The following is a 22,330-nucleotide window of genomic DNA, read 5'->3' as shown; positions in this document are numbered from 1 at the left end:
GCGATCCAATTGATCATTGGTGACTTTGCAAACCGGTAATTTTTTCCAGATGATGGTAACCAATGCCAAAATATTGCTTGGCATCACGGATCTTTTGAAGAATGGCTGGCTGGTCGGGTGCGTTGCGCGTATCCTTCGTGCCAACGATCAGGACGTTTTTGGGTGTATGCGCATCGGAAATGAATTCAAAGACTTTGGTTTTGTATCCAAAATATTCCAGGATCAATGCACGGATTCCGTCGGTAACCATTTCTGCCTGGCGTTCCAGGAATATCCCGTAACGAGTAAGAAACTGGACATCATTCACGGTTTTGTTTTTCTCGATTTCCCTGCGGATCTGTTTGTGACAGCAAGGCGCAACCACGATCAGATCCGAGCCTGCGGAGATTCCCTTGAAAACCGCATCGTCCGTAGCCGTATCGCAAGCATGCAGCGCAATGAGCATATTAATCCCCTCGCTGTTGAAACTTTCGATACTGCCTTCCTCGAAATGCAGGTTTTTAAAATTGGAATTCTTCGCGATGTCGTTGCATAGGGAAACAAGATCGGGGCGAAATTCAACACCGGTCACATGCGCGTCTACGTGCAGTACATTTTGTAAATAATCGTAAAGCGCAAACGTGAGATAACCCTTTCCTGAGCCCATATCGGCTACATTCAGCCGCGTATCGGTAGGAATTTCCTTGACCAGGGCGCTTAATATTTCAATGTAATGATTGATCTGCCGAAACTTATCCTGCGCTTTTTTATACACTGTTCCATCCTTGTCGGTAATGTTCAGTTCATGCAAGTAAGGTTTATTTTCGCTGCTGATCAGGCGGTTTTTAGTGTGATCATGTGCGGGCAGGGGCACCTCTTTGATTTCAGTCGTCTTCCTTTTTAAAGTAACCTTATTGTTTTTCAGTATCTCAAATTGCAGTTCTTCTGAATTGGTAAAAAGCGTCGCCACATGGAAATCTGTTGCGATCAGACTTTCAAAAAGGATTTTGACTTCCTCTAAACTGTAATTTTTAACAATGTCCCTGGTTTTGTATCGGTAAGTAAAGCTGAATTTTTCTTCCTTCTTAATCAGGATCCTTTTAACATAAATGTTTTTAAGATTTTCTTCTGACCCGTGATAGTTTCCCAGCGAGAGCTTGATGAAGGAATTGTTGGAAACGCTCTGTTCAAATGCGGTTATAAAGTCTTCAACTTTTGGCAAAATATTCATGTGTAGGGTGACTCGTGATTCAGGCGCTTATCATTAAACGATGGTCTTAGGGATTTCTATATCCACTTTCAAGCCGTTGGGCTGCTGGCCGATGATCTGCACCTTCCCGCGCAGACTTTCAACCCTGTTTTTTACATTTTTGAGCCCGACACCTTGACGTGAAGGTTCAACCATGCCGTTACCGTTATCGATGATCGTCAGGTGAATGTTCTTGTGATTTTCGGTGAGATTAATGCTTGCTTTATTGGCGCCGGAATGCTTGATGATGTTATTCGTAAGTTCCAGCACAATGCTATATAGCTCAAATTCGGTCTTGTTGTTCAGCCGGTGTGACATGCCTGAAATATTGAAAGTGAATTCAATATTCTTGTTCTCGTTCATCTTGTCGATGAGCCTGTGCAGTGCCATTACAAGTCCGTGTTCTTCCAGTTCAGCAGGCATCAGGTTGTGCGACAAACTGCGCACTTCGCGGTACGCGGCGCCCACCATTTGATGTACGCTTTCATAAATTTTCTGTTCTTCCGGCGACAAGACTTTTTTGTCGATCCCGAATAAATACCAGTTTAGAGAAGCGAGTGTTCCGCCCAGATTATCATGCAGTTCGGCTGCAACGCGTTTACGTTCAATAGCTTGCCCGCGCGCCATGGCTTCCCTTATCTCTGCATTTTTTCTCCGTAACTTTTTGTTATTGAACCATAAGAAGGCAGCGAAGCCAATGATCAGGCACGAGAAACCGATCAGGAAACGCTGGACAGTACGTTGTTCGGCGATGATTTTTGCCTGTATTTCGGAATCCATGATCTGGTTGTCATAACTCAACTGATACATGGTATACTGCCGCTGGACATACTCGGTATGCAGCATCCGGCGGTTGAAAATGACCTTTTCCATGTAGTCCAATGCCTCCTGAAACATTTTCTTGTTCTTGTAGGCCCGTGCGAGCGAGAGCAGCGCCCAGTTGGTCTGCTGAGAAGAATGGAATATGGTCGAGTAATCCAGCGCCCGTGCTGCGGTTTCGATAGCAAGATCGTTTTGCTGGCTCAGACAGTAAATGTTGGCCAGATCATTCAGCACGTTCAACTCGCCATAACGGTTGTTTATTTTTTGAAAAAGAACCAGCGAGCGTTTCAATAGTTCTTCGGCTTCTTTTCCCTCTTTTTTCACAACATGCAGGTAACCCCTGTTTTGGAGAACTGTGGCGCGGCCCCAGTCGGAGTTCATTTTGTCGAAACGCGCGTAGGCCTGGTCGTAATAGGGGATAGCCTCAGCAAACATTCCCTTCTCCCGATAAGAATTTCCCAGATTATCCAGGCAGGTCGCTGCGGCGCTGTCTTCTCCAAGCTTTTCAAATATGGCTATGGCTTGCCGGTAATTTATCCGGGCAGAATCCCATTGCCTGTATTCGGAGTAGCTTTCGGCCAAAAACCGCTTTGCGTGCGCCGTGTAAAGCGGCATATCTTTGGACAAGGTTATGGTTTCATTAGAAAGCTCGCGAAGTACGTCGTAGCTTCCATCCAATAAATAATACGTGCTTAACAAATTGTAAGCCAGTATCTTACCTTTATTCCATTGGTGTTTTTGTGAAAGTCTCAGCACGTGTTTGGAATAGAACATTGCTTTTTCGGCATCCTGAAAAAGATATTCTTTTGCAAACTGGTGATATTTTAAAATGAGGACGGTGTCTTCTGCGAAACCCGCAACCGGCATAGATTCAACGATCTCCTTTTTTAGCGCAACAGGTGCGTCTGCGGAACCAGAAGTGCAACGACTTCCGCTGACCAGTGTCGCTAATGACAAAATCGTTAATAATCTGTACAAGTTACCCATAAATGAGACTGCCGCTACGGGTAAAATGAGCCGCAAGACGCGGCAATTGCAGAATTTTCATAGAGTCGTCGAGCGTGGGTTAACTATCAAAGATAAAAAGTTCTTGCAAAAAGCGCAGGATAATTTTGCTTTTTAAACGAGAGGAGTGATAGATTTCCTGTAAAAATTACAATTTACTCACAAAAATATTGTCTTTTATATAAAATCGGTAAGGCGAATCCACACCAACATTGATTCCAATGCGCCTGGACGTGCCAATGTCCGGGTTTTGGATCACACGATCTTTGATAAACAAGGGTCTTTGGTTCAATAAGATGTTATTATGCAAAGCCCTTTCAATGCCCATAGCCCGGGCGAGATTGCCAGGGCCCTTGCACAAATCACTCAATTTCAAAGGTTTGTTACGCAGTCTTGGAGCACTTCTGCCTGGAATAAGTTGCCTGCGCAGTTCCATTAATGCAATGCCCGTCACAGGTTGTAATGCCCTGATCAGCACCGCCTCGCCAACACCTTCCTTGTTGCTCACAACATTAAAGCATTCGTACATACCGTATATCAGGTAAACGTAGCTTGTTCCTGCGACGCCATACATGGGTTCGGTACGTGTAGTGCGCCTGTTGTATGCGTGACAGGCGGGATCGTCGTAAAGGTAAGCCTCCGTTTCTACGATTATCCCGCCGGTAATTCCGTCCGGACTTTCATGTACCAGCTCGCAGCCCAGTAATTTTTCTGCGAGCGTGCGGGTATCGCAGGCGCTGTAAAATGATAATGGAAGTATACTTTCCTGCACCAATTAAATGATGTTCATGGTTTGTTCTTTGATCTTTTCCAGCTCATCTTTCATTTGAACAACCAAATGCTGAATCGTCGCATCATTGGCCTTGGAACCGATTGTATTGATTTCCCGGCCAATTTCCTGAGCAATAAAATTCAATTTTTTGCCATTGCTCTCGGGTGATTGCAATGTTTCAGTAAAATAGGTGAGGTGATTGGCAAGTCTGATTTTTTCCTCTGAAATATCAAATTTCTCAACATAGTAAATCAATTCCTGCTCAAAACGGTTGGTATCGAAGTTGTCGTCTGCCAGGAGTTCCCTAACCTGCTTTTCAAGCCGCTCCCGCACGGCCGGAATGCGCAGTTTGTCCTGCTCGGCTACGTTGTCCAGCAATGTTTGAATGGTGTTAATGTATTCTGTGAACTTGTCTGAGGTCATTTTCCCTTCCTGCTCCCTGAAAACCGAACATTTGCGAATGGCCTCTAAAACAGCCACTTTGATCTGCGTCCAATCGTTTTCCTTGCTGGAATCATCAACTGTTTCGTTATTGTAAGCATTAGGCATTTGCAATGCAATGCGCAACAATTCGGTCGCGTCGGGAATAAATCCCAAGTCGGTAGCAGTGGCGGAAAGGTCTGTGTAGTAAGCATTTACCAACGCTTTGTTGACAGAGGTTGATGCCACGGTTTTTCCCACCGGCTGGACAGAAAGGGTGAATTCAACTTTCCCCCGTTCAAGCGACTGCGTGAGCAGGTTGCGGATCTCTATCTCGCGGTCTGAAAAATTTCTTGGGATGCGGCAATAGATGTCCAGAAACTTGGAATTAAGCGTTTTTATCTCAACCGTGACATTTATTGATTCGGATTCGATGTTGGATACACCGTATCCGGTCATTGATTTTAACATTGGTTTTTGGTCTAGTAGATATATGTGAAGCGCTGCCTGGCAAACCGGCGGACAGCCAGATTTTAGTTGTTAAAGCGCTGCTTCCCGCCTGACTTGGCAGGATGCTGACTTTCAGATTGTTGCGGTTTTGATATTAATGCATGTTTGTCAATATCCTCATTCACCACCCTAAACCTCGAAACATCGCAAGCAAGATAGATCGCCTGCAATAGTGAGCCGGGCTCTGCGATATTTTTCCCTGCAATGTTATAGGCCGTTCCATGATCCGGCGAAGTCCTCACAACTGAAAGTCCGGCTGTAAAATTGACGCCTTCATTGAAAGCCAGCGTTTTGAAAGGGATTAAACCCTGATCGTGATACATGGCCAAAACTGCGTCATACTGCTTGTAAGTAGCGGCAGCAAAGAAGCCATCCGCAGGAAAAGGACCAAATACAAGATTGCCTTTTTCCTTGAAATTATTAATGACAGGCTGAATAACGTCGATTTCTTCACTTCCCAGCAACCCGTTTTCACCGGCATGCGGATTAAGGCCAAGCACGGCAAGTTTAGGTTTTTTTATTCCAAAATCACCTTTCAATGATTGCAGCATTTGCTCGATTTTGGTCGTCAATTTTTCAGCAGTAACATTTGTGCTTACTTTTTCAAGGGGAATATGTCCCGATAAAACGCCCACACGCAGCTCGCCGGAAACCATGAACATCAGCGCATCTTCTTTTCCAAAAGACTGAGCTAAAAACTCTGTATGGCCTGGAAATTGAAAATCTTCATTCTGAATGTTGTCCTTGTTGATCGGACCGGTTACCAAAGCCTCAATTTTTCCTTCTTTCAAATCCTCAACAGCTCTTTTCAATGATGCAAAAGATCCCTGACCTGCCTCTGCGGTAATCTTCCCCGGCTGCACTTCGGTTTGGTGATCGTGCCAGCAGGTGATAACATTGGTCAGTTTCGGATTGGCTTGCTCCACTTTTTGAATACCGTGCAAGGCCCAGTCCTTCATTTCTAAAAGATTGCGGTATTGGTTGAGCACTCTTAGAGAGCCGTAAATAATGGGTGTGCACAATTTTGCTAACTGATTCCCCTCTAATGCTTTGAGTATAACTTCGGGGCCAATTCCGTTATAATCGCCTATTGTAATTCCTATGACGGGTTTATCGCTGATTTGATCGCTCATGTAGGTTAAATGCTATTGTAACTGTTCTTCTGAGTAATTCTGTATTACTTTTGCGCAATGATTGACCGGCAAGTTACAAAAAATCCCGTGCTCCTATGAAAATCCTGATCGCAGACTCGATGCATCCCTCACTTTTTGACATGTTGCGGGATCAAGGCTGGGATTATTCCTATCACCCTGAATTCCGTCGGGAAGACATTTTAAGCGACATTTCTGGCTACGAAGGACTCATTATCCGAAGCAAAACCAATGTGGACGAGGAAATGCTGTCCGTGGCAACCCAGCTGCGCTTTATCGCCAGGGCAGGGGCAGGCCTGGACCTCATCGATCTTGAAGCTGCTGCAAAGCGCGATATTGAGGTGTTTCACGCAGGGAAAGGCAATCGCGACGCTGTGGCCGAACATGCGCTGGGAATGCTTCTGGCGCTTTTTAACAACATATTAAGAGCAGATCGTCAAGTTCGCAACGGAACCTGGGACCGTGAAGGCAACCGTGGCGTAGAGTTGATGAAGAAAACGGTTAGCATTATCGGCTATGGCAACAACGGCTCAGCAACGGCGCAGCGGTTAAGCGGGTTCGGCTGCCGCGTGCTTGCGTATGACAAATACCGTGATAATTACGGCGACGCATATGCCACAGAATCCAGCCTGGAAGAGATCATGCAGGAAGCGGATGTTGTAAGCCTGCATATTCCATTGACAGAAATTACGCGGTATTTGGTGAACGACGATTTCATAACAAATTTTTCCAAACCATTCTATCTGATCAATCTCTCGCGAGGAGAAACAGTCAGTCTTGATGCGGTTGTAAAAGGGTTAGAGTCCGGGAAAATTCTGGGCGCTTGCCTGGACGTGCTGGAAAATGAGAAGATCGGTAAGCTTACCTTAGCACAGCAAGAGGCATTTGATTATCTGCGCGCCTCGGACAATGTGGTGCTTACGCCACACATCGGAGGCTGGACGCACGAGAGTTATGTGCGGATCAACGAAGTGCTGGTAGAGCAAATCCAGAACTGGTTATAAACAAATATGCCGACCAAAGGTCGGCACGTTTGCATCTATTAGCCATGAAAAATAAAATACTTACTTACCAAGTGTACCTCTCAGTGCACGTGGGATCTCAACTGAAGCAATCGGGTTGCTTGCGGCTGTTAATATAACGAAATTTTCAGCCTTTACTGCACCAACCTTTACAGATTTTCCTAAATCCAGCTCAGTTACATCAACATCTACATAGTCTGGAATGTTCTCAGCCAAACCTTGTACGCGCAATTTACGCAATTTTTGATTCATTTTACCACCTTTCATTACACCAGACGATGTACCTGTTAATTTTACAGGAACGTCCACTTTAATTTCCTTGCCATCAACGATCTGCAAGAAATCCGCGTGGATCAATGAGTCGTTAACCGGGTGAAACTGTCTTTCCTGTAAGATGGCATTATATAAAGTACCCTCAATATTAAGCGTAACATTAAAAATATCCGGCGTGAAAAGCAACTCGCGGAACAACATAGCTGGTGCATAAAAATGAACCTGCTCAGCTCCACCATACAGCACAGACGGAACATAACCTTGTGAACGTAGTTCGGTTGCTTCCGTCTTGCCGAGATTCGCTCTTTTAAACCCTACAATCTCATGCGTTTTCATAAGAATATTTAATTAAGAAGTTAAAAAATGAAATAATTTACTGATAATTTATAAACAAAGAACTAATAGATTCATGATCACGGATACGGCCTATTGCTTTTGCGAACAATTCTGCAACTGACAATACGCGTATTTTTGCATTCTGCTGCTTCAAAGGAATCGTATCAGTGATAATCAGCTCTTCCAAAACAGAATTGGCAATGTTTTCGTGCGCTTTTCCAGACATGATGGCATGTGTACTGATGGCCCGCACAGAATTGGCCCCTTTTTCTATAATCAATTCGGCTGCTTTGCAAAGTGTGCCACCGGTGTCGATCAAATCATCAACGAGTACAACATCCATGCCTTCCACATCACCAATCACTTGCATACTCGCAATTTCGTTCGCACGTTTCCGATGTTTGTCACAAAGGATCATATCCACATTCAGAAACTTCGCAAAGTTACGCGCTCTGGCAGCTCCACCCATATCAGGCGACGCAATCAGCAGGTTTTTAAGGTTCAGTGATTTGATGTAGGGAACAAAAATAGACGTTCCTTCCAAATGGTCAACAGGGAGGTCAAAAAAGCCCTGGATCTGTCCTGCGTGCAAATCGACCGTCATGAGACGATCTACGCCAACAGAAGTAAGCAGATTGGCAACTACTTTCGCAGCGATTGCTACGCGCGGCTTGTCTTTTCTGTCTTGCCTAGCGTAACCAAAATAAGGAATTACCACTGTTACATAATGTGCAGAAGCGCGACGGGCGGCATCCACCATTAAGAGCAACTCCATCAGATTGTCAGCAGGAGGAAATGTGGACTGGATCAGGAAAACGTCGCACCCTCTGATCGATTCTTCGAAACTGGGTGAAAGCTCTCCGTCACTGAATTTCCTTAATGTATAACCTCCCAGCTCTTTGCCATAATACCTGGCAATGTCTTTGGCCAAATATTCGGATTGACTCCCCGAAAATATTTTTACTGTATTAAATGAACCCATTGGCCAGACTGAAATTTGCGCAAAATTAAATAAAATCAATCAGATACGGTAATATCTCGTCAAAAAAGTGTGGTAAAGTTTTAAACAAAGCCAGCCAACGACCAGTCCGATCATTGCGCCGATCACGATATCAGCCGGGTAATGTACGCCAACATACACGCGGCTATATGAGTAAATCGCCGCCCAGACGAACAAAAACCACATATTTGGAGCCTTGGTTCTCAGGAAGGCAAACCAGGCCGTAGCAACAGCAAAACTGGTGGAAGCATGGGACGATGCGAAACCGTAAAGTCCGCCACAACCCGTGACTTGATGGACCAATCCTTGCAGTTCAGGCTCGTGGCACGGCCGGAAACGGACAAAATATGGTTTCATAAATCCGGACGTAATTTTATCCGCGATAATCACGGCAATCAGAACGACCGCGATCTCGAGCAGCCCTTTTTTCCACTCCTTTTTCAGGTGCAGGGCAATCAGTCCGAGATACAAGGGAATCCAGGTGTATTTGAATGTGATCCAGTACATTAACGAATCCAGCAAGGGCGTATGATGACCGTTTAGCCAGAGAAATAAATCCTGGTCCGAATTGATCAGCATGTCAACGCTTTCCGTCATGAGCTGTAACCGAGGACTTTACGAACCTTTCCAATTGTTTCCTGAGCTATGGCACGCGCTTTCGTTTCGCCAGCTACAAGAATGCCTTCCAGTTCCTGCTCATTTTCCATATAATGATTAAAAATGCGGCGAGGCTCTGCAAATTTTTCCAGCATGCATTCCAGGAGCGCCTGTTTGGCGTGTCCATACCCGAAACCACCATTCAGATAATTCTGGCGCATAGCTGCGACCTCGCTTTCCGAGGCGACGAGGCTATATAGTTTGAATGTAATGTCCGTTTCAGGGTCCTTGGGTTCTTCCAGAGGCGTAGAGTCAGAAACAATCTTTTTGATCGCTTTTTTTAACTCATTTTCCGGGACGAAAATATCAATGTAGTTGTGATATGACTTGCTCATTTTCTGGCCGTCGACGCCCGGAATGGTCATGATGCGTTCGTCAATCTGCGGTTCGGGCAATGTCAGCATTTCTTCTCCGGCAAGCAGATTGAATCGTGTAGCGATATCCTTGGTCATTTCCAGATGCTGTTTCTGATCTTTGCCAACCGGGATAATGTTGGCATTATAAAGTAAAATATCCGCGGCCTGCAAAACCGGGTAGGTAAACAACCCCGCATTTACATCCGCCAGTTTCTCCGATTTTTCTTTGAAAGACGTTGCATTCGCCAGCATGGGAAACGGTGTAAAACAATTGAGATACCAGGCCAGCTCTGTATGTTCCTGAATCCTGGATTGTCTCCAGAACACATTTTTCTCAAAATCAAAACCGAACGCAAGCCACGTTGCAGCAATGGCACGCGCGTACTCGTGTCTCAATTTTCCATCCTTAATCGAGACAAGGGAATGCAGGTCTGCGATAAAAAAGAAAGATTCATTTTCAGGGTTTCTTGAAAGTTCAATAGCAGGAACGATCGCTCCTAAAATATTCCCCAAATGCGGTCTTCCACTACTCTGAATGCCTGTAAGGATTCTGGCCATTTAAATATTTTTCCGATTTCTAATTTGCCAAAATTCGTTAAATTGAATCACAAAACGTAGTAAATTTGAATTTTATAGCTTCACCAATACACGATGGAATCCAAAACACTTCACTTTTTAAGTCAGTTAGCCGAAAATAATAACAGGGAATGGTTCCAGCAAAATAGAAAGGATTACGACGCGGCAAAGGCCGATTTGGAGAAGCTGGTTGCCTATTTAATAGAAGAAGTTGGCAAATTTCAGGATCTGGGAAATTTGCAGGTGAAAGAATGTATTTTCAGGATCAACCGCGATATCCGTTTTTCCAAAAATAAGGCACCTTATAAGAACAACCTCAGCGCGGGCATAGGTCCGGGTGGCAAAGGCTCGGGGAAAATTGATTATTATCTCCAAATCCAACCTGGCGACAGAACATTCCTGGGCGGCGGCATGTGGGAAACTACGCCAGAGCAACTGGCCAGATTTCGTCAGGAGATCGATTACAACGCGGATGAGTTGAAGCAGATTATCCATGACAAAGACTTTCATGCATACTATCCGAAGATTGAGGGTGAGGCTTTGAAAACTACGCCAAAAGGATACGCCAAAGATCACCCCGAGATTGAGTTATTGAAACAAAAACAACTTTTTTTCTCCCATAATTACACGGATAAAGAAGTGACTTCCAAAGACTTTGGAAAAATGGTCGTTCAAGGGATCTCTTTGCTTAAACCTTTTACGGACTATATGAATTATGTAATATATGAACAGCCTGCGGAGTCCTGATTTGAGCGCCTGCCATTTTGATTAGTCTACAATTCCAAAACCACATTTATTAAATATGCAGTTTTCACACTTGCACTGCCACACGCAATTTTCCCTTCTGGACGGTGCGGCGGATATAAAGAAGCTTTTCAAAAAGGCCAAGGAAGATAACATGCCTGCGGTGGCCATCACGGATCACGGTAACATGTTCGGCGTCTTTGAGTTCGTGGCGGAAGGCAATAAGCAGGGCATCAAGCCGATTGTGGGATGCGAATTTTATGTGGTGGAAGACCGACATATTCGGCAGTTTACAAAGGATAAAAAGGACGTACGGCACCACCAGTTGCTGCTTGCTAAGGATGAATTGGGATACAAAAACCTGGTTAAAATGTGTTCACTCGGTTTTATCGAGGGAATGTATGGAAAATATCCGCGGATTGATAAAGAGCTGATTGTCAAATATCATAAAGGCCTGATTGCGACGACTTGCTGCATTGGTGCAATTATTCCAAAAACCATTATCCGTAAAGGTGAAGCCGAAGCGGAGAAGGAATTTAAATGGTGGCTGGATCTGTTTGGCGAAGACTTCTACGTAGAATTGCAACGCCATGAAATCCGGGATCAATACATTGTTAATGAGGTTCTTATAAGATTTGCAAGAAAATACAATGTGAAGATCATTGCCTCCAATGATTCACATTATGTGGATCAGGAAGACTGGAATGCGCATGATATTTTGCTTTGTATCAACACGGGCGACAAGCAAAGCACGCCTTCTGCGAAGGATTTTGATGATGATAAGGGCATTCCAAAGGGCTCCCGTTTCGCGTTCTTTAATGACCAGTTTTATTTCAAAAACACCAGCGAGATGATGAAGCTGTTCAACGACTTACCCGAGTCGCTGGACAATACAAATGAGATTGTTGATAAGATAAAAGCACTGGATCTTCGGAAAGATATCCTGCTGCCCAATTTCCCCATCCCTGACGAATTTAAGACGCACACATTGTCGGAAATGGCTGGGAAAAAGGAGCTTACGGCCGATGTATTAAACCAATGGGAGTATTTAAAACACCTTACTTTTGTAGGCGCTAAATTCAAATATGGAACAATAACGCCCGAGATTGAAGACCGTTTGAACTTCGAGCTGCAAACCATCCGGAACATGGGTTTCCCTGGTTACTTCCTCATTGTGGCTGATTTTATTGATGCAGGCCGTAAAATGGGCGTTTTCATTGGCCCGGGCCGCGGGTCTGCGGCCGGCTCTGTGGTGGCTTACTGCACGGGAATCACCAACATTGATCCCATTAAATATGATCTGCTTTTTGAGCGTTTCCTGAATCCCGACCGTATTTCACTTCCTGATATTGATACGGACTTCGATGATGAAGGCCGTCAGAAAGTAATTGATTATGTGGTAAAAAAATATGGTTACAACCAGGTTGCGCAGATTGTGACTTATGGTACAATGGCCGCGAAATCCGCGATCAAGGATGTGGCGCGTGTGATGGACCTGCCACTCGCAGACGCCAATATGCTCGCGAAACTCGTTCCTGACAAGCCTACCTATAATATGACCCTGAACCGCATCTTTACAGCGCCGCTGGAAGGAGAGGGGAGTTTGACGAAAAAGGAGGGAATTGCGCCTGAGGAATTGGATAATGTGAAAAAAATGCGCGCCATTGCATTAGGTAATGACTTGCAAGCGAGTGTTTTACAAGAAGCAAGACGACTGGAAGGAACGGTTAGGAACACAGGAATTCACGCAGCAGGAATTATTATCGCGCCGAGCGATTTGACCGAGATCATTCCGGTCAGCACGTCCAAAGATTCCGATTTTTTGATCACACAATATCAGGGAAAGATCATTGAGGACGCCGGGGTTATTAAAATGGACTTTTTGGGTCTGCGAAACCTGACCATCATTAAGGAAGCATTGCGGCTGATCAAGCAAAATCATAATGTCGATATTGTCATTGACGACATTCCGCTGGACGACCCGAAAGTGTTTGAATTGTTCCAAAGGGGCGAAACTAACGCGATTTTCCAGTTTGAATCCGACGGGATGAAAAAGTATATGCGCGATCTTATCCCGGACCGTTTTGAGCACCTTATCGCCATGAATGCTCTGTATCGTCCAGGTCCGATCGCTTACATTCCGAACTTCATTCGCCGTAAAAACGGCTTGGAAGAAGTTACTTACGATTTGCCTGAACTGGAAGAATATCTGGCAGATACATACGGAATTACGGTTTACCAGGAGCAGGTAATGCTTTTGTCCCAAAAACTGGGTGGCTTCACGAAAGGACAAGCTGATACATTGCGTAAAGCAATGGGTAAAAAGCAGATAGAAACGCTGAACAAAATGAAGGGCGACTTCATGAAAGGCGGCGCGGAAAAAGGATTGGATGCCAAAAAGCTCGAAAAAATCTGGACTGACTGGGAGGCGTTTGCATCCTATGCATTTAACAAGTCTCACTCAACGTGTTATGCGTTTGTTGCTTACCAAACGGCTTATTTAAAAGCACATTACACGGCAGAATATATGTCAGCCGTTTTAACAAGCTCACTGGGCAACATTGAAAAGATCACCTTCTTTATGGAGGAATGTAAAGCGCAGGGATTGAAAGTGTTAGGGCCAGATATTAATGAGTCGGACAGGCAGTTTAATGCCAATAAGAAACATGAAATCCGTTTTGGACTGGCGGGTGTGAAAGGAAGCGGCGATGCAGCGGTGGAGGCTATTATTGAAGAAAGGAATCAGAATGGTCCGTTTAAGGATATTTTTGATTTTATGACACGGGTAAACCTGCGCACGGTCAATAAGAAAACCATTGAAAGTCTGGCCTATGCGGGTGGATTTGACTGCTTTCCTGAATATCACCGGGCACAATATTTTGCGACGGATGCAAATGATAACCTTACTTTTATTGAAAAACTGATCCGCTATGCCAACAAAGCGCAAGGCGGAGGCGTGGTCGATTTATTTAGTCATTCCGGTGGCGGTGCTGAGATTGCCAAACCGAAAGCTGCCGATATCGTAGCTTGGGATGATCTTGCTAAGCTGCGCTATGAGCAGGAAGTTGTAGGTTTTTACATTTCAGGGCATCCGTTGGATACATTCCGGGTGGAGCTGGACAATTTCTGCAATTGCACGGTTGATAAAGTGATGGAGATTGGCGAAAATGAAAAGGCGCCGAAATATTTTGGTAAGGAAATTAGTGTTGGCGGAATTGTAACGAGTGCACAGGAACGCATGTCGCGTAATGGCAGTTTGTTTATGATCTTCAAAATTGAGGATTACCGCGGTTCGATGGAAATGCTTTTGGGCGGAGAGGATTACATTCGGTTCAAAAATTACTTGCAGGTGGGGCAGTTCCTTTACATTAAGGGCAAAGTGCAAAACCGCTGGAAACAGGAAGATCAGTTTGAATTTAAAATCTCTCAAATTCAACTCTTAACCGAAATCCGGGATAAGATGTGCCGTAAAATTCGAATCAACTTGACACTGGATCAGATCGACGCGCAATTCATTCATTTGCTGAACGAAACCTTTGGTAATCACCCAGGTGCGTGTGCGGTTAATATGACTGTTATAGATCCCGAAACGCATCTGGAAGTAGAAATGGTGTCCCGCGGTTACAGGGTTGCGCCGTCCAATGAACTGTTCAAAGTGCTTAACGGATTTCATGGTGTGAAATTCTTTTTAAACTGACCGGATGAGGTAGAATCAGGAACTTTTAGTTACTTATAATCCTTATTACATCAGATTAATAAAAAAACATTAGACATTTTTTCGACATGGGAAAAGCACTTGAAATTACCGATAGCACCTTTGAAGATCTCATTCAGGGAGATAAGCCAGTACTTGTAGACTTTTGGGCTGAGTGGTGCGGTCCTTGTAAGATGATCGGGCCGGTTGTAGAACAGCTTGCTGGTGAGTATGAAGGAAAGGCTGTTATTGGTAAAATGGATGTGGATATGAACTCGTCGGTGCCAGCTAAATTCGGTATCCGCAGTATCCCAACTTTGATGATCTTTAAAGGCGGACAGTTAGTAGATAAAGTTGTAGGCGTTGTGCCAAAAACAACTTTGGAAGATAAATTAAACGCACAGATTGAAGCTACGGTTTAGATTTGTTCCGTTAAATAATTGAAAACCTCCGTTCGGAGGTTTTTTTTGTGCGTGATTTGTAAATGGTATATTATTGTATACTTTTGGAACGCACATTACTCACACTAACAATGAAGTCATCAGAGTTTCACCGGCTCATTCGCAGGAATGGTTGGGTTTGCATCAGGTCGAATGGCAGCCATTATATTTACCAGAAAGGGGAGGAAACTTACACCGTCGCTTATCATGGGTCAAAGGAAATGGCTGAGGGGATTCGATTAAAGACAGTTAAAAAAATGAATTTAAAATAAAGTCATATGAAAAAGATTCGCGTCATTATTGAACGGAGCAAAGACTTCTTTTGGGCATATGGTGATAATGTCGACAAGATCAATGGAGGTGGAGAAACAATCGATCAAGTAAAGCAATCGATTCTCGAATGCATTGAAATTGTTAAATCATTTGATGATAAAAATATTCCAACAGCATTGAAGGGAGATTATGAAATTGTTTGGAAATTTGATGTAGAGAGCCTCCTGGAATACTATAAGGGTATTTTTAGCCAAACAGGCATTGCACGATTGACAGGAATGAACGAAAAGCAGCTAAACCATTATGCCTCTGGCTTAAAGAAGCCGAGAGCAGCGCAGGCAAAGCGGATCGAGGCTGCGCTGCATCGGCTCGGCAGTGAGCTTTTGGCTGTCGAATTATAATTCTGAACCCTATTCAGAAACCTCAATCTCAAACTTAGCAGCAAACCTTTCACCGGCAGCAAGTCTCAAGATCCCTTCCTTCGTTTCAAAATTTTGATCCGAATCAGCATTGTCAGCAATGCCTAGCCAGGGTTCTATACAGACAAAGTGGCCGCCGGGTTTCGCCCATATGCCGAGATATTTAAAGTCGTCGAAATGGAGCGTGATTACTTGTGACGATTTTGTACTGCGCAGACTGACCTCCTTTGAGACTAAATGTTTGAAGATCAATGCGTCATTGTTGAACAAATGTTTGTTCAAATGCAGGACATTCGTGTTTTCGAGAACTGGTCTGGTTGTATTTCCTACTAAGCCATTCTTTTCCAAAAGCCAGGTCGAGTCGTTTTCAACGGCGTAGAATTCAAGATAGTAATCTTCATAAGCTTCATCATCGTGAAGCGGACATTTGAACGCCGGATGTCCGCCGAGGGAAAATAGCATTTCACCAGTTCCGTGATTGATTACATCATGATGCACAATAACCCGGTTTTCTTTGAGGCTGTATGTGATGAGGAATTCAAATTCAAAAGGATAAATCTCCAATGTCTTTTCACTGAATTTCAATCCAAATGTTAGACTATTAGCACTTTGATCAACTAGCTTAACATCAGCATTATTCCGGATAAAACCGTGACGCGGAACGGCGTACTGCTTGCCTTTGTAATTGACATATCCATCCTTAATCGCGCCAATTACGGGGAAAAGCACCGGAGCATAACTCGCCCAAACGTCGGGATCAGCATCCCATAAAAAGTCTTTACCCGTTACCGTTGACTGGATCTGGCAAAGTTCAGCGCCTTGCTCCTGGACGGAAATCTTCAAAAACTGATTTTCAATTGAATAATTCATATGTTCCTATTCGTTCAAAACTGACAAAATAACAGTACAAGCCTCCCGGATCTGATCTTCCGTGATGGTAAGCGGCGGTGCAATGCGCATGGCATTGTCGCAGAACAAAAACCAGTCGGTAACAACGCCCCGTTCAATGCAGCGGTCAATGGTGTTTTTCAACTTCGCAAAAGATTCCATCTCCGCAGCCAGCATTAGTCCTCTTCCTCTCACTTCCTTAATCGCCGGATGAATTAATAACGATTTAAAAAGGTCGCCCTTTGCATTGGCCGAGGCCGCTAAATTTTCTTCTAATGTAACCTGCAATGCGGCTAGCGAAGACGCACAACTCACAGGGTGCCCGCCAAATGTGGTAATGTGTCCCAGGATCGGATTGTTTTTGAAGGCACCCATAATTTGTTGAGATGCCATGAAAGCACCAATTGGCATGCCGCCACCCATTGCTTTGGCGCTCAGTACAATGTCCGGGTAAGCGCCAAACTGCTCAAAAGCCCAAAACGAACCCGTACGGCCATATCCTGTCTGAATTTCATCGAAAATCAACAGGGCTCCCGTTTCATTGCATTTTTCTCGCAAGGCAGGAAAATACACGTCATCCGGCACACGTACCCCGGATTCACCACCAATGATTTCAATGATCACTGCGGCCGTTTTATCCGTTATTTTTTCAATATCGGGCAAAAAGCCATGTTTGATATTGGTTATGCCGGGAAGTAACGGACGAAAATTTCGTTTGAAAAATTCTGCTCCAGCAAGGCTCAGCGCGCCTTGGGTAGCTCCGTGGTACGCATTAAAGCAGGAAACAAATTCATCACGACCGGTGAAACGCTTCGCCAGTTTCATCGCACCTTCGACCGCTTCCGTTCCAGAATTGGTAAAATAAACATTGTCAATCAGGCCGTAGGGGGAAGGATTTGCACTTTCCAAACGTAGCGTTTCTGTGAGCGCCCTGGCAAGCTGCACCTGCGTACTTTGCACGAATTCACCATATACGAGCAAGTGCATGTGCTTTTCAAGTTGTTCATGCACTGCGGCGAGGACTTTTGGGTGCCGATGCCCTACATTGCTGACCGCAATCCCGGAAATGAGGTCCATATAGCGCTTTCCATCCGGGCTGTACATGTACACGCCCTCCGCTTTTTCAATTTCTAAGGCAAGTGGATAGTCTGAGGTTTGGGCTAAATGATCAAAAAAATGTTGGCGGTGGGATATATGCATTCTAAATGTTAAATACTTTTCAAAAGTATTTTATTTATAATTTTTATAAAACATAATTTACTTTTCAAAAAAAGCCGCGCTGCCTCCAACCCATGTAAAATCCTTGTTGAAGCGAACGCCGATCATTTCCCCACGACTGAGCCGGCTCAATGAAATAAGCAGTTCCGGTTTGTCTGCGTTATCATTCCAGCCATACATCATTCGGATTTCACATTTAACTAAACCGTCCGGTGCCTGAATCACTGGTTCATAAACCACTTTTCGCTGTAAAATGTAATTTTCCGGATCTGGTATGGCCACTAAGTCTGATTCTGAAACGTGAAGTTGAACACCAGAACCGGCGAATGAAAAGAGTGGTTTCAAAACATAATTTTCCAGATCTGCTGGAAAATTGCCCTCATAGTGACTTACAAACTTTGTTTCCGGAATGTAATCGCTTTTCAGAAATGGAATGGAAAATTTACTAATCCTGAAAAACCAGTTGGGATGACCAACCCAGCTGACATTCACGTCGTCTGTGAAATGATAGCTTGTTTTTAAGTCTGGATAATTAAGTAAATCATCGAATATCAGGCGGTTATAGATTCTTTTGATCTGGATCTTCCTGCCATCTTTTTCGTAGAAAAGGTCTCTGCCTTCCTTGATTAACTTGGTGTAACAAACCGGCTGGATACCGAGCATTGATTCCGTAACCGCAAAATCTATTCTCGTTTTCTGTTTTTCAGGGAAAATTTCCAATAAAATTACTTGCTCAGGATCTTCGCCCGCGAGGATTAATTCTTTCAACTTGGCTACATATTCTTCATAGGAATCTGCGCCGAAGCTGTAACGGAAGTTGTCAGGGATTTCGAAGTGTTTTTTGAAGGCCTCAGATAGATATGCCTGATAACCAAACACGGAAGGAAAGCCTTGCAATTCAATGAGTTGCGGAGTGAGTTCTCCTTTCTCGTCTTTGCAAATGGCGAAATCAATCGCCAGAAATGACGTGTGCGTGTTTTCATTGGGCACATTTTGATCCGCCGGAACAGCCCTTTCTGTATTGAATATAAATTCTGGCGACCGCAACGTATCAATAATCTGTTCCGAGGCAATGTTAATTTTCTCTAACAATTCCTTCGGGACAAAAATTGGCGTTTCCGCTATGCGAAAATCCAGCTGGCCCGGAAAGTCCGTTTCGAAGGAATTGGCCAGCGCTTTGTATTTGCTTTCTGTAAATGAGCGGTTGAATGCTTCGCGGGCTTCCTTATGCATAGGCAGGCAGGAAAGATTCGTTCAATGCATTTTTCAAAAACGCCGGGATCACAACCGCTTCGGTCATCATAATTTTGTCCGGATCATTCAAATGCGAGATCATATCATTGTATCTAGCCTCACCATGCATCGCAATAATGCTGGTCATTTTGTCTTCGCGCAAAAAGTAACGAAGCATACCTTCCGCGTCCGCCTCGGGATGAAACTGTGTGCCGACGATTTCTTTTGAAAAACGAATGGCCATCACTGCCCGGTCAAGGGGAACGTGCGGCCTTACCTTTTCCAGACAAAGCAATTTCGCGCCCATATCTTCCAACCTAAATTTGTTAGGTTGGGTCACCTGAAAATCGCGGGAGTCCACGATCCAGAAAGGATCGCTTAATGCACTCAGTAAAGAATCTTTTCTGCCCAGCGCTGTTTTATGCACTGGAAATGTTCCAAAAGAGGTTTTTCTTCTTTTGCTAACCCCTGCCAGCTGCCAGTGAATGCAGGCCATCTGAAAGGAATGGCATATCAGGAAAAGATGCTTTTTTGTCTTGTTATGCCGGTTTGCATTGAATTGAAATATTTGGTCTAAAAAATTAAAAAACCGCTTTTCCCAAGGCTCACCAACCGGCGAAGGATTCCCGGGACCGCCGGTAGAAATATAGGCGTCGAAATGCATTCCCGGAATTTCCAGCTTTTGTCTTACATCAAAAATTGTGTATTCAACGGGCACAGACTCATTCTCACCGAATGCAGTAATGATCTTTTTGATACACCGCATTCCTTCATTCTCAAACCCGTTATACATGTCCAGAATGGCAATCCGGAAATGTTTTTTATCATCATTCATTTTAGAGGGGTTGCCGCGTGCGCAGGCAAACGTTATAATGTATTAATAATCAGCTAAACATTCTAACAACCTAAGGGACTATTAGTTCGCATTTTTTGAAATTAACCTATTACACCAGGCCAATTTTCGTTTCCGAAACAATGTAGTCCACCACCGCATTCATGCTTCCAGTTTGTTCAAAAACAGCCAGTTGCCTGTCTGCACCAGTTCCCATCGCCATAATCTGATGAATGTAATCGATCTCTGTCCTGCTTCCCAGTTCGTCGATGACATCTTCAATAAATTCCAGTAACTCGCCAACCAAATGTTTGTACTCAACTTCTTCCTGCTTACCAAAATCAATGAGCTTTCCATGAATCCCGTAACGCGCAGCTCTCCATTTGTTTTCGTTGATCAACATGCGGTGGTAAGGCCTGAATGTCAGGTTCATGCGGTGCAACTTATGAATTTTGGCGACCAGCGCCTGCATAATGGCGGCCAGACAAATCGTCTCATCCGTGCGCATAGGCACATCACACATGCGAAATTCGATGGTGTCAAAAAAAGGATGAACCCGGATGTCCCACCAGATTTTCTTGGCATTATCGATGCATTTCGTCTTGATCAGGAGATTGACATATTCGTCATATTCCGCCGCGCTCGAAAAAGAATCCGGAATGCCTGTTCTCGGGAATTTATCAAAAACCTTTGACCGGTAGGATTTGAAACCCGTATTGCGGCCGCACCAGAAAGGCGAATTGGTCGACAATGCATAAATGTGCGGCAAAAAATAACGAACTGCATTCATAATCTGAATGGCTTCATCGCGGTTTTCAATGCCTACGTGCACGTGCAGCCCAAAAATCAGGTTGCCGCGTGCCACGTCTCGCATTTCGTCGATAATCTCGTCATAGCGCGGATCAGGCGTGATCAGCTGTTCAACCCAATCGGAAAAGGGATGCGTTCCGGCTGCTGCGACCTGCAAATTTTGCTTCTCGGCCAGATCCAGGATCATTTTGCGCAGATAAGTAACTTCCTCGCGCGCTTCCTGAATGTTGTGACAAATGTTGGTTCCCACTTCCACAACAGCCTGGTGCATTTCGGCCTTTACACGCTCTTTGAGCGTTATTTTCCCATCCTCTACAAGCTTCGACATATGTGACCTTAGATTCCTCGTTACAGGATCAATGGTCTGAAATTCTTCTTCAATTCCCAGAGTGAAAGAGGCCATAAAGCGTGCGTATGGAGTTGGATTAAGATTTTTTCAATTTGGAATTTGCTGCGGGCGCTTTTGTCGCCGCCGCTTTTTTAGTTGGAATTTTTGGTGCTGGTTCGCTGGGAACCGGTAATATGCCCTTATCCTCAACCAGTTTCGGCGCTTTTTTCGGCGCAACGGTTTTTACTTTAACTTCTTTTGCTGAGGCCGGAGCTTTTTCCGGCGCGGTTGCAGCGACAGGTTCTGGTGCTTTTGCAGATTCCACTTCAGCAGGAGCAGAAACCGGCGCTGGCGCTGTTGGCGCAGACATTCCAAGTGAATCTTTCACAAATGTTCCCCATGTCAGGTTTGTCTGTCCGGGAACTTGGGTTTTTGCCCTTTCGATGGCCATATTAGCCGCTGCTTCCACAACCCATTCAAAATTGTCGCGACCAACGGAATAAATGTCCGCGTCCGGTGCCGGATTGCAAAAGTCAATGGCGATAGGAATGCCGTCCCTCACTGCAAATTCTACGGTGTTGAAATCATACCCTAATGCAATGTTCAGTTTCAGCGTATAATCTTTTATTGTTTCCAAAAGCTTTTCGCCTTCTTCGCCTGTTGCCTTCATCTCTGCCGCATACCGCAAATGGTGTGGATTTCTCGGCTCGTAAGGCATAATCAGCACTTCCTTCTGGCCAATGCAGTAACAACGGAAATAATCTGTAAACTCAATTTCTTCTTGCAGCATCATCACCAATTGGCCCGTTTCCTCGTGCTTATGCCACATATCATGCGGGTTCACCACCTTGTAAACGCTTTTCCAGCCGCCGCCATCGTGCGGTTTCATGTAAGCCGGGAAACCAATGTATTGGAATATTTCTTCCCACGCCATCGGGAATGCCAGGTTACGGAATGAAGTCTCGGAAGTATTTTCAGGACGCTCTTTCGAAGGGAGCAGCACCGTTTTCGGCACAGGAACGCCTATTTTTTCAGCCAATGCATTATTAAAGAATTTCTCATCGGCACTCCACCAAAAAGGGTTATTAATGACCGCCGTGCCAGATAACGCGGCGTTTTTCAAATATGCACGATAAAAAGGCACATCCTGGGAAATACGATCAATGATCACCGCATACTCGGTTGGATCGGCCTGCACTACTTTATCAATCGTTACGGCTTCTGCGATGAAACCGCTGTCTTTGCTATTTACTCTTTCAATAAATGCGTTTGGAAAAGTGTTTTCCATTCCAAACAAGATTCCAATTTTTTTCATATCCGGTT

At 44.5% G+C, this 22,330-nt stretch carries 21 protein-coding genes; 6 read left to right on the top strand and 15 right to left on the bottom strand.

Annotated features, from left to right (window positions below; all coding sequences use genetic code 11):
* Window positions 1-13: 13 nt before the first annotated feature.
* The 5 genes from NFI81_RS07220 to pdxA form a co-directional block, all read right to left on the bottom strand.
* Window positions 14-1,210 (bottom strand): class I SAM-dependent methyltransferase, encoded by a 1,197-nt coding sequence (locus NFI81_RS07220; RefSeq protein ID WP_234613198.1) that lies wholly within the window; start codon window positions 1,208-1,210, stop codon window positions 14-16.
* A 33-nt stretch (window positions 1,211-1,243) separates the two neighbouring features.
* Window positions 1,244-3,037 carry a tetratricopeptide repeat-containing sensor histidine kinase gene (locus NFI81_RS07215; protein WP_252176060.1) on the bottom strand — a complete coding sequence of 598 codons (1,794 nt, stop codon included), beginning with the start codon at window positions 3,035-3,037 and terminating at the stop codon, window positions 1,244-1,246.
* 166 nt (window positions 3,038-3,203) lie between these two features.
* Entirely contained in the window at window positions 3,204-3,827 is a 624-nt protein-coding gene (locus tag NFI81_RS07210) for a DNA-3-methyladenine glycosylase (protein ID WP_234613200.1), read from the bottom strand.
* Between the two features lie 3 nt (window positions 3,828-3,830).
* The gene (locus NFI81_RS07205; RefSeq protein ID WP_234613201.1) at window positions 3,831-4,718 is read right to left on the bottom strand and encodes a YicC/YloC family endoribonuclease; all 888 of its coding nucleotides are present in this window, start codon (window positions 4,716-4,718) and stop codon (window positions 3,831-3,833) included.
* Window positions 4,719-4,780: 62 nt separating this feature from the next.
* On the bottom strand, window positions 4,781-5,890 hold the full coding sequence (pdxA, locus tag NFI81_RS07200; protein WP_234613202.1) for a 4-hydroxythreonine-4-phosphate dehydrogenase PdxA: 1,110 nt from the start codon (window positions 5,888-5,890) through the stop codon (window positions 4,781-4,783).
* A 95-nt stretch (window positions 5,891-5,985) separates the two neighbouring features.
* On the opposite strand from pdxA, the gene NFI81_RS07195 reads away from it, so the two are divergent.
* Window positions 5,986-6,912, top strand: a complete 927-nt coding sequence (locus NFI81_RS07195; RefSeq protein WP_234613203.1) for a 2-hydroxyacid dehydrogenase — start codon at window positions 5,986-5,988, stop codon at window positions 6,910-6,912.
* A gap of 60 nt (window positions 6,913-6,972) precedes the next feature.
* On the opposite strand, the gene NFI81_RS07190 is transcribed toward NFI81_RS07195, so the two are convergent.
* From NFI81_RS07190 to trpS, 4 genes are read right to left on the bottom strand one after another with little or no spacing between them, the layout of a single operon-like run.
* On the bottom strand, window positions 6,973-7,539 hold the full coding sequence (locus tag NFI81_RS07190) for a 50S ribosomal protein L25/general stress protein Ctc (protein WP_233798093.1): 567 nt from the start codon (window positions 7,537-7,539) through the stop codon (window positions 6,973-6,975).
* 37 nt (window positions 7,540-7,576) lie between these two features.
* Window positions 7,577-8,521, bottom strand: a complete 945-nt coding sequence (locus tag NFI81_RS07185; RefSeq protein ID WP_234606750.1) for a ribose-phosphate pyrophosphokinase — start codon at window positions 8,519-8,521, stop codon at window positions 7,577-7,579.
* Between the two features lie 39 nt (window positions 8,522-8,560).
* Window positions 8,561-9,136, bottom strand: a complete 576-nt coding sequence (locus NFI81_RS07180; protein WP_234613204.1) for a phosphatase PAP2 family protein — start codon at window positions 9,134-9,136, stop codon at window positions 8,561-8,563.
* Window positions 9,133-10,110 (bottom strand): tryptophan--tRNA ligase, encoded by a 978-nt coding sequence (gene trpS / locus NFI81_RS07175; RefSeq protein WP_234613205.1) that lies wholly within the window; start codon window positions 10,108-10,110, stop codon window positions 9,133-9,135. The genes NFI81_RS07180 and trpS overlap by 4 nt, the downstream gene beginning before the upstream one ends.
* A 93-nt stretch (window positions 10,111-10,203) precedes the next feature.
* On the opposite strand from trpS, the gene NFI81_RS07170 reads away from it, so the two are divergent.
* The 5 genes from NFI81_RS07170 to NFI81_RS07150 all read left to right on the top strand — a co-directional run bounded on the left by NFI81_RS07170 (window position 10,204) and on the right by NFI81_RS07150 (window position 15,680).
* Complete coding sequence (locus tag NFI81_RS07170; RefSeq protein WP_234613207.1) at window positions 10,204-10,875, top strand: DUF2461 domain-containing protein; 672 nt, start codon at window positions 10,204-10,206, stop codon at window positions 10,873-10,875.
* 55 nt (window positions 10,876-10,930) lie between these two features.
* On the top strand, window positions 10,931-14,569 hold the full coding sequence (gene dnaE / locus NFI81_RS07165) for a DNA polymerase III subunit alpha (protein WP_234613209.1): 3,639 nt from the start codon (window positions 10,931-10,933) through the stop codon (window positions 14,567-14,569).
* 86 nt (window positions 14,570-14,655) lie between these two features.
* The gene (gene trxA / locus NFI81_RS07160; protein ID WP_082216473.1) at window positions 14,656-14,988 is read left to right on the top strand and encodes a thioredoxin; all 333 of its coding nucleotides are present in this window, start codon (window positions 14,656-14,658) and stop codon (window positions 14,986-14,988) included.
* Between the two features lie 110 nt (window positions 14,989-15,098).
* Window positions 15,099-15,278, top strand: coding sequence for a type II toxin-antitoxin system HicA family toxin (locus tag NFI81_RS07155; protein ID WP_234613211.1), 180 nt, complete (start codon window positions 15,099-15,101; stop codon window positions 15,276-15,278).
* Between the two features lie 6 nt (window positions 15,279-15,284).
* Complete coding sequence (locus tag NFI81_RS07150) at window positions 15,285-15,680, top strand: type II toxin-antitoxin system HicB family antitoxin (protein WP_234613212.1); 396 nt, start codon at window positions 15,285-15,287, stop codon at window positions 15,678-15,680.
* Window positions 15,681-15,689: 9 nt separating this feature from the next.
* On the opposite strand, the gene NFI81_RS07145 is transcribed toward NFI81_RS07150, so the two are convergent.
* The 6 genes from NFI81_RS07145 to NFI81_RS07120 form a co-directional block, all read right to left on the bottom strand.
* Window positions 15,690-16,568 carry an aldose 1-epimerase family protein gene (locus tag NFI81_RS07145; RefSeq protein WP_234613213.1) on the bottom strand — a complete coding sequence of 293 codons (879 nt, stop codon included), beginning with the start codon at window positions 16,566-16,568 and terminating at the stop codon, window positions 15,690-15,692.
* A gap of 6 nt (window positions 16,569-16,574) precedes the next feature.
* A complete protein-coding gene (locus NFI81_RS07140) occupies window positions 16,575-17,786 on the bottom strand; it encodes an aspartate aminotransferase family protein (RefSeq protein WP_234613214.1) in 1,212 nt (403 codons plus the stop codon).
* Window positions 17,787-17,843: 57 nt separating this feature from the next.
* Entirely contained in the window at window positions 17,844-19,037 is a 1,194-nt protein-coding gene (locus tag NFI81_RS07135) for a hypothetical protein (protein WP_234613215.1), read from the bottom strand.
* Window positions 19,030-19,872: a type 1 glutamine amidotransferase gene (locus tag NFI81_RS07130; protein WP_234613216.1), complete on the bottom strand. Its 843-nt coding sequence runs from the start codon at window positions 19,870-19,872 to the stop codon at window positions 19,030-19,032. Before NFI81_RS07130 ends, NFI81_RS07135 begins: the two co-directional genes overlap by 8 nt.
* A 109-nt stretch (window positions 19,873-19,981) precedes the next feature.
* Window positions 19,982-21,082: a carboxylate-amine ligase gene (locus NFI81_RS07125; RefSeq protein WP_234613217.1), complete on the bottom strand. Its 1,101-nt coding sequence runs from the start codon at window positions 21,080-21,082 to the stop codon at window positions 19,982-19,984.
* A gap of 22 nt (window positions 21,083-21,104) precedes the next feature.
* A complete protein-coding gene (locus tag NFI81_RS07120; protein WP_234613218.1) occupies window positions 21,105-22,322 on the bottom strand; it encodes a glutathione synthase in 1,218 nt (405 codons plus the stop codon).
* Window positions 22,323-22,330: the final 8 nt, after the last annotated feature.

Origin of the sequence: Dyadobacter fanqingshengii (assembly GCF_023822005.2) — a bacterium.
GTDB classification, from domain to species: Bacteria; Bacteroidota; Bacteroidia; order Cytophagales; family Spirosomataceae; genus Dyadobacter; species Dyadobacter fanqingshengii.
This window is presented reverse-complemented; position numbering and strand designations above follow the sequence as displayed.